Here is a 13481-nt window from a genome sequence, read left to right as displayed (position 1 = left end):
ACCGCCGTCATGCGAAAGCTCGTGGTCCTCGCAAACGCACTCCTGCGAAAAAAGCAAAAATGGACTCCAAAACCGGCTTGATCAAAACGGATACTTTAGCCTGATAGTCGCCCGTATTGCCGGTGACGACGCCGCTTGTCGCAACGGACGCCGTGTCGGAACCAAGCAAATATGGGGGTTCGCGAGTTATGCCGCGAAGCCCCATATTTATGTCGCTATTTGGATATTGACGGCGCATAGTTCACGCGAGGAATTGACATTCGTCTTGGAGACCGCGGCATGAACACGTTCCCGACCAAAAAGCGCTCGATTGCCTTCTTCCTCGTTCCGCAATTTACCATGCTGCCTTTCGCTGCCGCAGTCGAGACGCTGCGCATTGCCAATCGCATGCTGGGTTATGCGGCCTATACATGGCGGCTCTGTTCCACCAATGGTGAAAAGGTGGTCTCCTCCTGCGGCATCGGCATCGAGGTCAATTCCTCCATCGCGGACGAACGAAAGGCGCTCGGCGGCGAACACAGGCCGGACATGGTACTGGTCTGTTCCGGCATCCAGGTAGAGGACTTCCACAACAAGACGGCGAGCGCGTTTCTGCGCGAAACCTACAATCGCGGCCTTGCCGTCGGCAGCCTGTGCACCGGCGCGCATCTTCTTGCCCAGGCCGGCCTTCTCAATGGCAAACGCTGCGCCATTCACTGGGAAAATCTGCCGGGATTTGCCGAGGCCTTTCCGCAGGCCGAAGTCTATGCCGATCTCTACGAGGTGGACGGCAACATCTATACCTGCGCCGGCGGTACCGCCTCCCTCGACATGATGCTGAACTTGATTGGGCAGGATTTCGGGGACAACCTTGTCAACCGCATTTGCGAGCAACAGTTGACCGATCGCGTTCGCAGTCCGCACGACCGTCAGCGGTTGCCCCTGCGGGCACGTCTCGGCATCCAGAACTCAAAGGTCCTGTCGATCATCGAGGTCATGGAGGCCAATCTTGCCGAACCGCTCTCCCTCATCGACATCGCCGATAGCGCTGGTCTGTCGCGGCGGCAAATCGAGCGCCTGTTCCGCCAGGAAATGGGGCGCTCCCCTGCCCGCTACTATCTGGAAATCCGACTCGACCGCGCGCGCCATCTGCTGGTCCAGTCCTCCTTGCCCGTCGTGGAAGTGGCAGTCGCCTGCGGTTTCGTCTCGGCCTCGCATTTCTCGAAATGCTACCGCGAGGTCTATGACCGCTCCCCGCAGCAGGAACGCGCCGACCGCAAGCTCACGATCATGACGGCGCAACAAAGCGTTGCCGCCTGAGACGCGATATCTTCGACAAGAAAGGCGCCGCTGCCGGCAGCGACGCCCTACCGTTCGTTATGGGGAACCGCGAAGCGGTTACGCCACGCTTTTCTGTGCCTGACCTGCGCTCGCACTGGCCGCCCGCATCGAGCGGATCTGGATCAGCGTGTCGAGGTTCTGGTTGACGCGGCAGTAAAATTCCTCGTCGATGAACGGGCGGAGCATGAAATCATTCCCCCCCGCCTTGAGGAAACGCGCCGAAAGGAGACGGTTGTCGGAGGACGATACGCCGATCACGCGCAGCTCGTGGCTGCCGCGCACCGAGCGTATGCGGCGGGTCAGTTCGAACCCGTCAATATCCGGCATGTTGTAATCGGTGACGACGAGACCGATGTCGGCATTCTTCTTCAAAAGGTCGAGCGCTTTCGCGCCGCTGTCGGCGGTGCTCACACGGAAATTGTAACGCTTGAGCCGGCTGGTCAGCAGCGCCCGGGCGGTCGGGCTGTCATCGACGATGAGGACGTGATGCTGATGATTGGTGAGGAACCGGCAGACCGATTCCGCCAGCATTTCAACGGCAAAGACGTTATCCTTGAGAATATAGTCGACGACATCCTGCTTCAGCAGCTTCTCACGGGTATCCTCATGGAATGTGCCGGTGAAGACGATGACGGGAACGCTGAGATCGATCAGGTATTCGAGCGCCTCACCGTTTTCGGCGCCGGGCAGGTTGATGTTGGATATGGCGAGTGTAATGGGGTCGGTGGACCGATCATAGGCGAGCTGCAAGTCCTCGAAATTTCGGCAGATCTCCACCTCGATCCCAAAGAGTTCCTTCAACCGCTTGCCGATCATCGAAGTGAAGACATTGGAGTCTTCAGCCAGAAGGATACGCGCGCCGGCCAGGTCCTGGCCGGAATATTGCATGCCGGAAATGCCGAGAAAAGTCATGATGCCCCTGTCAGTGAGAACCGCCCCTGATGAAGCATATTGACGATGACGTTTTGCAGAACCGTTAATCGAAAACATGATCTTTCCGGTCAGTCCTTGCGGCCGGCACGACCTATACTTGATTACGCTCCCCCGCGCGGATCCTCTTCCTTCTCCGGGACCCAATTCGGCTTGCCGCGATGCAGGACGATTTCCTGTTGCGGGAACGGAATGTCGATGCCCGCCCTACGGAAAGCCTTGAGGATATCGGCGCGCAACTGGTTCCGTATGCGCAAGCCGGCGTCCATGTCGGCCAGGTGGAACCGCAGTTCGAAATCGAGCGAAGACGGTGCAAAACGCAGGAACTCCACATGCGGCTCCGGGGTGCGGAGGATTTCTGGCACTTCCTTGACAAGGTCGAGCAGGATCTCGATGACCTGATGCGGATCGGCGTCGTAACTGGCGGAAACGGGGATCTCGTTGCGCTGGATGCGGTTGCGATGCGTCCAGTTGCCGAGCGGCGCATTGATGAGCTCCGAGTTCGGCACGATGATCGACTGCTTACGGAATGTCTCGATTTCCGTGGCCCGCACCGAAATACGCTTGACGATCCCTTCCGTCGCGCCGGTGATGACGTGGTCGCCCACCTTGAACGGCCGTTCGACCAACAAGATCAAGCCGGACACGAAGTTCGAAACGATGTTCTGCAGACCGAAACCGATACCGACGGACAGGGCTGACGCCACGAGCGCGAAGCTCGACAGATCGATCCCCGCGGCCGAAATGCCGATAAGTGCCGCCAGGCCAACGCCTAGGTAGCCGATGCCGGTACGCACCGAATTGCGCACGCCCATATCGACCTGGCCACGGGCCATGACATTGCCGTCGATCCATTTCTGAATCCAGCCGGTCACAACATATCCTGCGGCGAACAGAAGGACGCCGCCAAAAATGCTGACGATCGAGATTGAGATATTGCCGATCGTGATGCGGGTGAAGAACTGGTAGACCCAGGACTCGATGTCGGTCAGCTGAAAGCCCCAGGTAAGCAGGATCAGCGGAATGCCGAACACCAGCGCGAAGGCATAGATGCTCAGCCCGGCGAGAAGCCCCGTCTGATCCAGCCCGACATCGCCGAACTTGAAACGCTCGGCCAGCTTCGTGCCCGCCGCTGTCTTCTTGAAGGCGCCCTGTTTGGAAACCGCCTTGCCCGAAAGCAGACCGATATAGATCAACACGGTGACAGCACCCGTCAGGACGACCTGGGTCGCGACAAAGCGGGCAAAGCCCACATAGCCGGCAATCACCGAGAGAATCAGAAGCAGGCCGGCCAGTCGCAACAGGATACGCGCAGCCCGCGGCCACGGATGTCCCTGTGCGTCGGCCGTTTCGCCCGCAGCGATGATCGGCTTCACGAAGGACAGGCCGATCATGATGAGACCGATCACGAAGGCCGCGATGATGCTTTTCGCAATCGTGACGATCAGCGGCGAATTCAGGGCTTCGCTGACGGAGCCGAGCAGATAGTCGAGCCCGTTCACCACCGCCATGGCGATGACCGCCAGCGACAGAAGCCGAGCACCGCGATTGGTGATGCGCACCAGCCGCCAGTCCGGATCTGCCGGCGCAAGCACCGACGACGTCAGGTTCCAGACGAAATAGATGAACCAGACGAACCCGAAAAACGACGCGACCATCGCCGACACGTCGGATCGCAGCACGTTGAAGCCGTCGAGGAAGAGATAGGAGCAGATCAGAAACGCCGCAAGCGACATGGTCTCGACGACTGTGGACCAGAAGGCCACCGACAGCCGTCGCAGATAGGACGGCGCCTCGCCGCCCACGACCCTGCGGTGGATCAGCCGCGCAAAGACGCGGTAGCCTCCGAGCAGGAAAAGAAGACCTGCGCCAAGCGAAAGAACCAGCGCACCCAGCAGCTGGTACTTCTTGTAGTTCCATACGAAACCGGCCCAGCCTGAAATTGTCCGCGCGAAGTTCGATACTTCCCTCTTGGTTGCCTGCCCGGCTTCGATGAACAGGTCGCTGGACATGTCGGTATGGCGAAACAGCGTCCGGGTGAAAAGATTGCGCCGCAGATTGGTGATGGTATTGCCAAGCTGGTTGGCGCTGTCGGAAAGGCTTGCAGCGTTTTCCGCGACGACATTGAGTTCCGCCCGCTCGTTCATAAGCCTGCCGCGCTCCTGCGACACGAGCGGCGGCTCGCCGGGCTGTCCCTGCTTGGGCGCCTCGCCGAGAGCGGTCAGGCGTTCCTGAATCTGCGTTTCCCGCTCCTTCAGCCGCGCCGAGGTCTCCTGCATCGCGGCGGTGATTTCCTCGGCACGAACGCGCAGTTCGGCAAGGCTGCCATCGTCATCGCTGTCCCGCTGCACGCGCTCGCGAAAGGCGTCGAGCTGCGAACGGATGCCCGCCAGGTTGGCGCGCACATTGGCATTGATGGAATCAGCCGTCACCTGCGCCACGCCGCTATCGGCGGGCGCGGCCTGACCGTTCTGATCCGGCTGCGAAGACGCCGGCTGGCTGCCCTGCGGCGGATTTGCCGGCGCCTGGGCCGGCGGGTTCTGGGCTGGTGGTGTTTGGGATGGTGCTGTTTGGCCCGGTGCTGCCTGGGCATGCCCCGCGCCCGCCGGAACATCCTCCGCGTGGCCAGCCGAAGACAACGGACCCGGCGCAACGGCAATCAAAAGCGCGATCATGGCGGCCGCGGCAATACGGCCAATGCCGGTTTTCTTCGTCTTCGTTTCGGACACGCGATTACTCATCCATCAAACTGGGCCAGGCGGGCAGATTCGTCCGCGAAGATAGGGATAGATCGCGGCGAAGGAAAGGAACGACGCGATGGCGGTCAAAAACTGCATTTTTTCAATGGCCAGCGATGCTTGATCGGGAACCACAATTCCTTGTTCGCGTTCACCCCCGCACAGTTCAAAAGGGGTATCATCCATGGAAGAAGCAGGTATCGGCTGGATCGCAGCCATCATCATCGGCGGCATTGCCGGCTGGCTCGCTGAAAAGTTCATGCGCAGCAATATGGGCGTGCTCATGAATATTCTTCTCGGCATCATCGGTGCCATCGTCGCCAACGCCATTCTGGGCGTTTTCGGCATCGTGCTGGGCGGATGGCTGGGTTACCTCATCGCCGGTTTTGTCGGAGCCTGCATCCTGATCGCGGTCGGCCGCGCCATCAGGCGATAGCCGACCGATCGAGCGACAACCCTTCAGAAACCGGAGCCGGGCTGCGACAGATAGTCGAGCTCGGCTTCGGTCGTTTCACGCCCGAGGATGCCGTTCCGATGCGGAAAGCGGCCGAACCTTACAATCACGTCTCGGTGTCGCCTCGCAAAATCGAGATATTCGGCATCCCCGAGATCGGAAAACAGCGCGACGGCACGATCCTGGTCGTCAACATCTTCCGAATGCTCGAACGGCAGGTAGGAAAAGCAGCGGGCGTGGGTGTCAAGTTCGCGGTCAAGACCCGCATCCACCAATAGCCGCGCTTCCCGCAAGGCCATCCAGTCCGTCGAGAAGGCCATCGGTGTGCCGCGATACATGTTGCGGGGAAACTGATCGAGCACCAGAATGGCAGCCATCCGGTATCGACCCGAAGAACGAAACGCGCTGATATCGCCCTGCGCCAATGCCCGATGCAGGTCCGCAAAACGATCGCGAATGAGGTCGTCGAGACCTTCGGGCGGTTGAAACCAGCGCGCCTTGCCAAGTTCCTCGAACCAGAATGACAGGACCCGCTCTGCGGCTTTTTCATCTACGGCCATCGCCCGCTCCTTCAAACGATCACCGGACCAGCATCGAGATCAAGCGGCGCCGCGTCCACACCCAGCATCTCCGCCAATGCCAGAACCACCATCTTGTGATCCTCCCGCTGCGGCAGTCCCGATACGGTGACCGCGCCTATTGCCCCCACGCCGCGAACGACAATCGGAAAACTGCCGCCATGCGCCGCATAATCGGTTTCGTCGACACCGTATTTCTCCGAAACACTGCGATTGTCCCTCGCCAGGCCCAGTCCGACGGCATAGCTTGCGTGCCCGAAGCGGGTGGCGACATTCCGTTTGCGCCTGACCCATTGCGCATTGTCGGGAACCGACCCCGGCAGGGCCGCGTAAAAGGCCGGCATGCCGTTGATGTGGATATCGATAGCGATCGGATGGCCTGCGGCCACCGCCATCTGCCGCAAAAGCCGCCCCAGTTCCCAGGCACTGTCTAGATTGAACCGGTCGAACTGCAAAACCCTTTCCTGTTCGCGGATCAGTGCCAGGTCGTCTTCAATTGCCATAAGCGCAGCCTCCTTATCTCCGCAGGAATTGATGGCTGCTCCCCTCGCTGATGTAAACCCCGCCGACGTCTGCAACGGACCTCCCGGAACCTTTCGACCCGCCGGCAGTTACGGCGGAAAAGGAGATAGGCCATGTCCACACCCTCGTTTTCCGGCCGCAAATTTCTGATCGGCGCCACCTATGCCGCAACGATCATCCTGTTCGCCTCGATCGCCTGGCAACCGGGTTCCACCACGCTCGACAAATCGAGCCGTCTTTCGGGGTCGCAAACGGAAACCGCCTTCCTGATGCAGCGCTTCGGCAACCCGCAGCGGACCAGCCCGTAACTGGCTTTCCCACAGGCGCGCGAAACGCTCCGCAAAAAGATTCAAGAAAATTCGCCGCGCCGCTAGACAAGCCGGATGAACCCCTTTATACGCCCCCTCACACCGCCGGTGACACCAAACGCCGGACGGATTAGACGGGTGATTAGCTCAGTTGGTAGAGCAGCTGACTCTTAATCAGCGGGTCGTAGGTTCGAGCCCTACATCACCCACCATTTTTATCTTATGATATCAATGGGTTACACTGAATTCTTCTGTCATCAGACAAAACACGGACACCCCGCTAGATCACCATTAGATCACGCGAGGTAACTATCTGTTTTTCCGTTCTATTTTCGTTCCAAGTCAACAGACTTGTGGATAACGACTGTGACGGACGGATTTGAACCGTCGAACCTCCCTCGTCAGCATGCTCTCCGCGAACTGAAGATCGCGGCTGTCGGCTGGGGTGCGCTCCTCCATCGAGCTGCGTCACCTGCGATCGTGCCTTCATTCCCTGCAAGATTCGAGACGCAGAAAAGGCGGCAGGATCTCTCCATGCCGCCTTCTAGCAAGTGTGCGATATCGGGCACCACCCGGCGGTCTTGGATTCGAACCGCGGACCTCCTCTGCCGTCAGTCCCCGTGGCTGTTTCCTTGATCCTTACGGATCGCCACAACGATCATCCCAACGAGAGCGGTGCTCTGACCAACTGAGCTAAGCCGCGCATGAGTATGATTGTCGCCGGCGGAGCCAGAAGCAAGACTCGCTTGACTCGCATGGCGATGAGAACAAAATAGGAACAAATTCGTTGACGCGGATATCATTCCTACGGAGACCCTCATGACTCAGCTCGCTCTCGATATCCCGGAAGAAGAAACTGTCACCCAGTCGCCTGCGGAAGTCGATCTCGCCGTGTCAGTCCTCAATGCTGCAGGCGGTGATCCGCTCGTCGCGATCCGGTCCCTGCTTGCCGACGCCGATTTCCTCCGCGACCAGCTCTGGATCGCCAGCAATCTGATGTCGAAGGGAATCTCCCGCGGCTGGAAGCCGAAGTACGAGCGGGTATCGTGAAACACCGCCGAGGTGTCGATCTCGTCCGCGATGGCGCCGACGTCGGCTACACGGTCGGCGAAGGCAGCCGCCGTGGATCCTCCGAGCCGCCTGATGCTCCATATCGAATAGAGGTCTGGTCGGATGCGCCTGAGAGCGGTGGCCAGCTCCTGGAAACGATATCGAGGTCGACGACGTTCGGGGTGTCCTGCGCGGCACTGAAAGCCGCCGTCCGCGAGCGCCCAGGGAAGACCCTGATCCATCTCAATCAGAGGCATCGCATGACGATCACACAGGCGCCGGATCCGCCTCTTCCGGAGTGCAGGCGGCCGCACCATCAACGGCAGCGGCCGCTGAAGAGACGCTTGATATGCTGCCGGAATGGTACGTTCTTGTCGGCACCTGTCCGCATGCAGGAGGAGCGGGTCGATAGAGAGGCGCGATATCATCCCCGGTGATGGGACTGCAGGCGGTTCTATCGGCGATCCCGACTCGGCTCAGATGCAAGGGCTGCACGAACAAGTCGGGCAACAAGCTGAGCGAGAAGAAGCTGCCGAGATAACGCATGCAGAAGTCCATGAGATCGATCGTGAAGCCTTTACCTTTCCGGGAGATTTGGGGCTCACAAGCGATTCGGTTCCGTGTACGCCTATGATCCCGAAGTCGGTCAGGAGTGCTGCGTATGTCGATGTTTACTTCTCGCAATCCGGCCGGAGCCGCCATGGGCGAGCTGACCCTGCTGACGGTCGGCATTGCGTCTACCTTCGCGGAAGCCGCTGCCGCGGGCAAGCAAGCTGCCGAGGAACGCCGCGAACGCCGCGCCGCGTATAAGTATGCCTGCGAACTCGTCGAGGCTCGCGGTCGCGCAGATGAGCTTGGCCGCGTGGCTATGCGTGCCGTACGCCACGTTGCCTCGCTCGAGGCCGAGGTTCGCCGTCTCCGGGTCGCGCTGGCGCAGCGTCAGGCGCACATCGAGCGTAACCGTGATCGTGGAGCAGCCTGAATGGATCCCCGCACCGATCTCTCTGATGAGGCGATGGCAGTTCGCTGGGGCGGAATTCTCAACGAGGTCCCCGAGCTTTGGGACGCTATCAGGATCTTCGAAATCAAAAACCGCCCGATGTCAGACATGGGCGGTTTCAGGATCAAGAGCGACTGGGTGTCAGTTTCAGTGGATGGTGCTTCCGGGAATGTATCTAGGATTCGTGTTGGCAACGCCCGGAGCCAGAAATAGCTCACGGTACCGTGCGGCAACGAATGCGCGCTTCTCTTCTTCGACATCTTCCACGGTCGGGATCCGCAGGATCTCGGCCTCTTCTGTTTCTGCCGCAGGCTTCGGATAGATCGGCTTCATGGCCCGCGCTTCCAGGCTCCGCGCACATCCGGCCGCGGTCGACATCGAGAGTAGCGTCAGGTCGTCTTCCGACAAGCTCTGGAGCCACTGCTGACCCTCATCATCGAGCGCGGACAGATCCATCAGCGCACGATCCTCCGGAGACGCCGACGCGTAGGCTTTCACGACCTCAGCAGGCGACATGTCGCGGAGGATGGCATCGATCGCTTCTTCCGTGCGCTTCGCATCCTCGGCTGCCTCTTCGACGTCCGCCTTTGTCAGGTTCTCGAAGCCTTCCGTGCTGGGCGGCGAAAGCAGGCCGAAAAACCTAAGCAACGGTTCGAAAATTGCGGCGATCCAGGTGGACGGATTCAGCAGGCTCCAGAGTGACTTCTTCTTCGGTTCCATGTCGACACCTCCTTGTCTGATGAGACCAGGATCCCGCTCACGGCCGAAAGCGACAAACGGCAGAAATCGCCGGCGGAAAACTCACGGACAAATGTGTGGACTCAAACCGATAGTGCGCGCCAATTTTAACCTAACCAATTTTTGACAATAGCTTTTTTTGGAGAGGTGACTTGCATGTGTCCGGAGATGGACACACCATTTTCTCAACGGCGGATCTTCGCCGGAGGAGACTGAAATGGAACTAGACATCGAAATTGAAGACGACGTCGTCACACGCCCCCGCGCTCTCTATCACCTCACGGATTCCGAAATTGGCGCCGCATGCTGCGAAGCCGAGGAGCTGCTCGCATCGTACGGCATCGACCGAGACGCCGCCGCCGCCGCTCTCGGCATCTCGCCGATCACGCTTAAGGCTTACAGCCGCGGTGTCGCCACGGTATCCCACCGCCGGATGCCCGCGGCCACGCTCGACCGGATCCGGGATCTGGCCGTTGACGCGTACTGGCGTGCGGTTGTTGGGGCATTCCGCATTGAGGTCGGCGGCGAAGATCAGGCTCATCTGACGCCGATCTACACTGCGCACGACCATACCGGACTCGTGCGTGCCAGGCATCCGCACCCGTTGCGCATGCGTGAGATCGCCGACAAGCTAGGCGGCAGTGTGCGGGTGACGTGGGCGATCCATCCAGATGTGAAGGTGCCTCCGCTCGATGCGATGGCCGCTCTCCGGAGCAGGTGGCGGATCGGAGTGTGGCAGCTACGGGATCAGTTTGACCACATCGGCCGCAACGACGTCGACGACGTGCTCTGCGAGATCGCTGATTGCGACAGGTATTCCCTGTGGTCGTTTTCAACAGAGTACCGATATTGGCTGCAGCAGGTCACGACATCCCAAGTCGAGCGCCTCGAAGCCGCCGTCGCAGACATCGAGCGCGGGGACGAAATCCAGCCGTTCGAATCCGCTGTAGCAAAGGCGATGGCCGAACTGGAGGATTTCTGAGATGGCTCGAGTGATGAGAGACGCCACAGTTACCGCGGTGGCCGGAAAGCTCTTCAAGGTGTGCGGCCCGTCGTGGGTGGAAGACAGCTACATGCACTGGTCTGCAGTCGTGAAGGCTTGGGCTGTCGGTGCAACGAGATCGCTGCACGACGAAGACCGCCAAGCTGTCATCTACGCGATCCAGGCGCTCGATGAAGCCGAAATGGAACGTCGCCGGGTCATCGAAGCCGAGGAAGACGCGGCGGCAGAACTGGCGGCGATCGAGGAACTGCAGGGTGCGCTATGGGTCAGGCACTCATGGGATCGCGGGCGGGATTGCCTAGTCACCGAGCGTGTGACGGGGCGGCGGCCGACTGAGCCGGGTTGGTATCGTCAGGGGAGCATCGACGAGATCGAAGCAAGAGAAAATGCCGGGCAGAAGGAGCTGTTTGCGTGACTGAGAAGCCGAGGAAGAAGCACTTCTCCGAGAAGATCGCCCGGAGGCAGCTCATAGCAGAAGGAAAACTGGTTGAGCAGCCGCAATACGAGCGGCCCGAATGTCATCGATGGTGGTCCATACACGATTTCCACCGAGAACTGGAACAGCGGGTAAGGGACAGCGAGGCTGGGGAGTGATTCCGGCCTTTTTCAAGGTTTCTAGTCGCACACCTTGGCGCCCGTTCAATTGGGCTCCAGAAGCTGTCGAGCTATCCCATCGGACATCGTAGCAACGTCTTTTGCCGTCGGTCGGAACAGACGATTGCAAGCGCACCAATCAGCCGTCGTCGCGCACCCAGCCAAGAAGCTCGTCACGAACGCGATCAGTAGGCATCTTTGATACGGCATCCTGAAACCTCTGCCGCTCTCTGACGGCATCCATCTTCTCCGCAGCCTGTTTTGGTCTCTCGGCAGCCTTACCGGCCGCGTAGATCTTCCAGTAGATCGCGACGCCGGTGGCCACGAAGGCGGTCCACTTGACCATGATCTTGCCGATCGAAGACGACAGCCAGATCAGCATGGATCCGCCTTCCGCTTCCTTCCAGGCAGATCGGCGTCGGAAAGGAAGTCACGACTTTTCTGGGATCCGTCTTTGCGTAGGATCGCTGACGAAACAGCTACTGGAGAGTGACGTATCCGCCATGCTGTTCCTCGAGGTTCATGAACTCCGCGAGGGCTTTGGCGAAGCGCTCCTGGAGCGACACCATCGGTTCTCCGGAGAGGAGCATAACCATCCCGCTGCCCGTGTCGACGACCGACCATGAGCCGTCCTCTTCCTCTATGGCGCTATAGCGCCCGAACCGCATGCTCACCTGGTGCTCCACTGTTCCCAAAGCGAGGGCAGCTAATGCAGCGGGCGGAAAAGCCAAGCCGCGGCAGCTTAGGCGGGGAAATTTGGTGGCAAGGGTCGTAGGTCCCATTCACACAAGAGAGACCGCCGCCACCGCGGGATCTAACGAGGTCGTCATGCACCATGCACTGCGAAGCGGATGTGGCGGTGCTGCAGTTGCCAAGAATCCAGTCTGGCCTAACTTCATCTTCTTCGGACGCCAATGGACGGCAAGCATTACTTGTGTTGCCGCGCGATCGACCCAACCAAGTTAATGATGTCTCGTCTCGTGTCAGGGCAACGTATTCGCCGGAACGCTTGATTAAACTCCACCCCCACTTCGCTCACGAGAAACCGCAGAAGGTCATCACCAGTTGAAGCGGAGACTACATCGCTCGTCGCGTCTTCAGGTGGCCCCGCGAAGAAGTGAGTTACCGGAACTTGAAGAGCTGCGGCAATCTGCTGAAGTCGGCCCGCACCGATGCGGTCGCGGCCTGTTTCGTGCCTCTGGAGCTGCTGGTACGAGATGCCAACCATCTTCGCCAGCTTCTCCTGCGATAGCTGCTGTGCGATCCGTGTTGCACGAACATTGGCGGCCACGCGCGCATCAGTCGAGTCTGATCTTCCCCTCATCATTCTCCCCCACGTCAATCTGATCTGCAGGCTACTCTCTTGTCAGTACGGCCACGGCGCTTGGCTGAACAGCCCGCCATCGACCCAGATTGTTTGACCGGTGATGAAGGAGGCGGCGGGAGTCGTCAGGAAGAGAACAGGCCCGGCTATGTCTTCGGGCGTCCCCACGCGACGGAGCGGTGTAATCTTCGACCATGTCTCCGGGTAGTCAGGCGCTTCGTCGAGCGTTCGTTCCGTGACGATGGCCCCTGGAGCAATGCAGTTGACGGTAATGCCGTACGGGCCGAGTTCCGCAGCAGACACTTTGGTGAACTGCTCGATCCCGCCTTTGGAGGCCGTGTAGTCAACGAGCTTCGGAAACGCCAGCTTGTTGCATCCGGACCCAATATTGATGATCGTGCCCTTCTTGCCTGCCGCGATCATCAGACGAGCCGCTGCTTGGGTGTTGAGGAAGCAACCCTTCAGGTTGGTCTGGATTACCCTGTCCCATGCTCCCTCCTCCAGATCGAGCAGGGATGACCATGTCTGAACGCCAGCATTGTTGACCAGCACGTCGGGAGCAAAGCCCGACCAGGATGTTGTCTCGTCAAAGAACCTCTTCACGTCCGCAGCATTGCCGACGTCGCAATCAATCCCGCGCGCGCTGCCGCCCTTAGCCTCCACCTCGCTGGCGACTTCAGATGCGGCACTGTCTGACGCCACATAGCTGAAGGAGACCAAATATCCGGCTGCGGCGAAGGCCTTGACCAGACAGCGGCCAATGCCTGTACTTCCGCCTGTGATCACTGCCAGTCTCTTCAAGTTTCCCGCTCCCAGTGAAGATGCCCGAAGGCAGAGGCCTGTTCATCCGTCGCGAAGTGCGCCTTAGAGGTGTTGATGTTGGAGCTTCTTGGCATCTAGCGTCCTGATGGTCTGGGTCGCA

17 protein-coding genes and 1 tRNA gene are annotated in these 13481 nt (G+C 59.7%); 8 read left to right on the top strand and 10 right to left on the bottom strand.

Annotated elements, in window-relative coordinates; genetic code table 11:
• Positions 1 to 279: 279 nt before the first annotated feature.
• Positions 280 to 1299 carry a GlxA family transcriptional regulator gene (locus ACQKKX_RS04965; protein ID WP_427569294.1) on the top strand — a complete coding sequence of 340 codons (1020 nt, stop codon included), beginning with the start codon at positions 280 to 282 and terminating at the stop codon, positions 1297 to 1299.
• A gap of 78 nt (positions 1300 to 1377) precedes the next feature.
• On the opposite strand, the gene ACQKKX_RS04960 is transcribed toward ACQKKX_RS04965, so the two are convergent.
• The 3 genes from ACQKKX_RS04960 to ACQKKX_RS04950 all read right to left on the bottom strand — a co-directional run bounded on the left by ACQKKX_RS04960 (position 1378) and on the right by ACQKKX_RS04950 (position 5174).
• Positions 1378 to 2232, bottom strand: coding sequence for a response regulator (locus tag ACQKKX_RS04960; protein WP_427569293.1), 855 nt, complete (start codon positions 2230 to 2232; stop codon positions 1378 to 1380).
• 122 nt (positions 2233 to 2354) lie between these two features.
• On the bottom strand, positions 2355 to 4979 hold the full coding sequence (locus ACQKKX_RS04955; RefSeq protein WP_427569292.1) for a mechanosensitive ion channel domain-containing protein: 2625 nt from the start codon (positions 4977 to 4979) through the stop codon (positions 2355 to 2357).
• A gap of 15 nt (positions 4980 to 4994) precedes the next feature.
• Entirely contained in the window at positions 4995 to 5174 is a 180-nt protein-coding gene (locus ACQKKX_RS04950) for a hypothetical protein (RefSeq protein ID WP_427569291.1), read from the bottom strand.
• On the opposite strand from ACQKKX_RS04950, the gene ACQKKX_RS04945 reads away from it, so the two are divergent.
• Positions 5173 to 5424 (top strand): GlsB/YeaQ/YmgE family stress response membrane protein, encoded by a 252-nt coding sequence (locus tag ACQKKX_RS04945; protein WP_427569290.1) that lies wholly within the window; start codon positions 5173 to 5175, stop codon positions 5422 to 5424. The genes ACQKKX_RS04950 and ACQKKX_RS04945 overlap by 2 nt on opposite strands.
• 23 nt (positions 5425 to 5447) lie before the next feature.
• Here ACQKKX_RS04945 and ACQKKX_RS04940 read toward each other — a convergent pair whose 3' ends face one another.
• Both ACQKKX_RS04940 and ACQKKX_RS04935 read right to left on the bottom strand, forming a co-directional pair.
• Complete coding sequence (locus ACQKKX_RS04940) at positions 5448 to 6002, bottom strand: DUF924 family protein (protein WP_427569288.1); 555 nt, start codon at positions 6000 to 6002, stop codon at positions 5448 to 5450.
• A gap of 11 nt (positions 6003 to 6013) precedes the next feature.
• Positions 6014 to 6523: a heme-degrading domain-containing protein gene (locus ACQKKX_RS04935; RefSeq protein ID WP_427569287.1), complete on the bottom strand. Its 510-nt coding sequence runs from the start codon at positions 6521 to 6523 to the stop codon at positions 6014 to 6016.
• 132 nt (positions 6524 to 6655) lie between these two features.
• Here ACQKKX_RS04935 and ACQKKX_RS04930 point away from each other — a divergent pair, with 132 nt between their 5' ends.
• The 4 genes from ACQKKX_RS04930 to ACQKKX_RS04915 all read left to right on the top strand — a co-directional run bounded on the left by ACQKKX_RS04930 (position 6656) and on the right by ACQKKX_RS04915 (position 8882).
• On the top strand, positions 6656 to 6850 hold the full coding sequence (locus ACQKKX_RS04930) for a hypothetical protein (RefSeq protein WP_427569286.1): 195 nt from the start codon (positions 6656 to 6658) through the stop codon (positions 6848 to 6850).
• A gap of 136 nt (positions 6851 to 6986) precedes the next feature.
• A tRNA-Lys gene (locus ACQKKX_RS04925) sits at positions 6987 to 7062 on the top strand.
• Between the two features lie 607 nt (positions 7063 to 7669).
• Positions 7670 to 7900 carry a hypothetical protein gene (locus ACQKKX_RS04920; RefSeq protein ID WP_427569285.1) on the top strand — a complete coding sequence of 77 codons (231 nt, stop codon included), beginning with the start codon at positions 7670 to 7672 and terminating at the stop codon, positions 7898 to 7900.
• A 661-nt stretch (positions 7901 to 8561) separates the two neighbouring features.
• Positions 8562 to 8882 (top strand): hypothetical protein, encoded by a 321-nt coding sequence (locus tag ACQKKX_RS04915; RefSeq protein WP_427569284.1) that lies wholly within the window; start codon positions 8562 to 8564, stop codon positions 8880 to 8882.
• A 165-nt stretch (positions 8883 to 9047) separates the two neighbouring features.
• Here ACQKKX_RS04915 and ACQKKX_RS04910 read toward each other — a convergent pair whose 3' ends face one another.
• The gene (locus ACQKKX_RS04910; RefSeq protein ID WP_427569283.1) at positions 9048 to 9620 is read right to left on the bottom strand and encodes a hypothetical protein; all 573 of its coding nucleotides are present in this window, start codon (positions 9618 to 9620) and stop codon (positions 9048 to 9050) included.
• 235 nt (positions 9621 to 9855) lie between these two features.
• On the opposite strand from ACQKKX_RS04910, the gene ACQKKX_RS04905 reads away from it, so the two are divergent.
• Together ACQKKX_RS04905 and ACQKKX_RS04900 are read left to right on the top strand one after the other, a co-directional pair.
• The gene (locus tag ACQKKX_RS04905; RefSeq protein ID WP_427569281.1) at positions 9856 to 10620 is read left to right on the top strand and encodes a hypothetical protein; all 765 of its coding nucleotides are present in this window, start codon (positions 9856 to 9858) and stop codon (positions 10618 to 10620) included.
• Between the two features lie 13 nt (positions 10621 to 10633).
• Positions 10634 to 11056 carry a hypothetical protein gene (locus ACQKKX_RS04900; protein WP_427569280.1) on the top strand — a complete coding sequence of 141 codons (423 nt, stop codon included), beginning with the start codon at positions 10634 to 10636 and terminating at the stop codon, positions 11054 to 11056.
• 318 nt (positions 11057 to 11374) lie between these two features.
• Here ACQKKX_RS04900 and ACQKKX_RS04895 read toward each other — a convergent pair whose 3' ends face one another.
• The 4 genes from ACQKKX_RS04895 to ACQKKX_RS04880 all read right to left on the bottom strand — a co-directional run bounded on the left by ACQKKX_RS04895 (position 11375) and on the right by ACQKKX_RS04880 (position 13360).
• The gene (locus ACQKKX_RS04895) at positions 11375 to 11617 is read right to left on the bottom strand and encodes a hypothetical protein (protein WP_427569279.1); all 243 of its coding nucleotides are present in this window, start codon (positions 11615 to 11617) and stop codon (positions 11375 to 11377) included.
• 97 nt (positions 11618 to 11714) lie between these two features.
• On the bottom strand, positions 11715 to 11909 hold the full coding sequence (locus ACQKKX_RS04890; protein ID WP_427569278.1) for a hypothetical protein: 195 nt from the start codon (positions 11907 to 11909) through the stop codon (positions 11715 to 11717).
• A 254-nt stretch (positions 11910 to 12163) separates the two neighbouring features.
• Positions 12164 to 12526, bottom strand: coding sequence for a helix-turn-helix domain-containing protein (locus ACQKKX_RS04885; protein WP_427569276.1), 363 nt, complete (start codon positions 12524 to 12526; stop codon positions 12164 to 12166).
• A gap of 75 nt (positions 12527 to 12601) precedes the next feature.
• Positions 12602 to 13360 carry an SDR family NAD(P)-dependent oxidoreductase gene (locus ACQKKX_RS04880; RefSeq protein WP_427569275.1) on the bottom strand — a complete coding sequence of 253 codons (759 nt, stop codon included), beginning with the start codon at positions 13358 to 13360 and terminating at the stop codon, positions 12602 to 12604.
• Between the last annotated feature and the right edge of the window lie 121 nt (positions 13361 to 13481).

Origin of the sequence: Neorhizobium sp. NPDC001467, assembly GCF_050275975.1 — a bacterium.
Classification (GTDB): Bacteria; Pseudomonadota; Alphaproteobacteria; order Rhizobiales; family Rhizobiaceae; genus Neorhizobium.
This window is presented reverse-complemented; position numbering and strand designations above follow the sequence as displayed.

Bases quoted from the DNA above. Each gene is read 5' to 3' on its own strand.
- ACQKKX_RS04965 (WP_427569294.1), top strand. From the start codon at position 280: ATGAACACGTTCCCGACCAAAAAGCGCTCGATTGCCTTCTTCCTCGTT.
- ACQKKX_RS04960 (WP_427569293.1), bottom strand. From the start codon at position 2,232: ATGACTTTTCTCGGCATTTCCGGCATGCAATATTCCGGCCAGGACCTG.
- ACQKKX_RS04945 (WP_427569290.1), top strand. From the start codon at position 5,173: ATGGAAGAAGCAGGTATCGGCTGGATCGCAGCCATCATCATCGGCGGC.
- ACQKKX_RS04950 (WP_427569291.1), bottom strand. From the start codon at position 5,174: ATGGATGATACCCCTTTTGAACTGTGCGGGGGTGAACGCGAACAAGGA.
- ACQKKX_RS04940 (WP_427569288.1), bottom strand. From the start codon at position 6,002: ATGGCCGTAGATGAAAAAGCCGCAGAGCGGGTCCTGTCATTCTGGTTC.
- ACQKKX_RS04935 (WP_427569287.1), bottom strand. From the start codon at position 6,523: ATGGCAATTGAAGACGACCTGGCACTGATCCGCGAACAGGAAAGGGTT.
- ACQKKX_RS04930 (WP_427569286.1), top strand. From the start codon at position 6,656: ATGTCCACACCCTCGTTTTCCGGCCGCAAATTTCTGATCGGCGCCACC.
- ACQKKX_RS04920 (WP_427569285.1), top strand. From the start codon at position 7,670: ATGACTCAGCTCGCTCTCGATATCCCGGAAGAAGAAACTGTCACCCAG.
- ACQKKX_RS04915 (WP_427569284.1), top strand. From the start codon at position 8,562: ATGTCGATGTTTACTTCTCGCAATCCGGCCGGAGCCGCCATGGGCGAG.
- ACQKKX_RS04910 (WP_427569283.1), bottom strand. From the start codon at position 9,620: ATGGAACCGAAGAAGAAGTCACTCTGGAGCCTGCTGAATCCGTCCACC.
- ACQKKX_RS04905 (WP_427569281.1), top strand. From the start codon at position 9,856: ATGGAACTAGACATCGAAATTGAAGACGACGTCGTCACACGCCCCCGC.
- ACQKKX_RS04900 (WP_427569280.1), top strand. From the start codon at position 10,634: ATGAGAGACGCCACAGTTACCGCGGTGGCCGGAAAGCTCTTCAAGGTG.
- ACQKKX_RS04895 (WP_427569279.1), bottom strand. From the start codon at position 11,617: ATGCTGATCTGGCTGTCGTCTTCGATCGGCAAGATCATGGTCAAGTGG.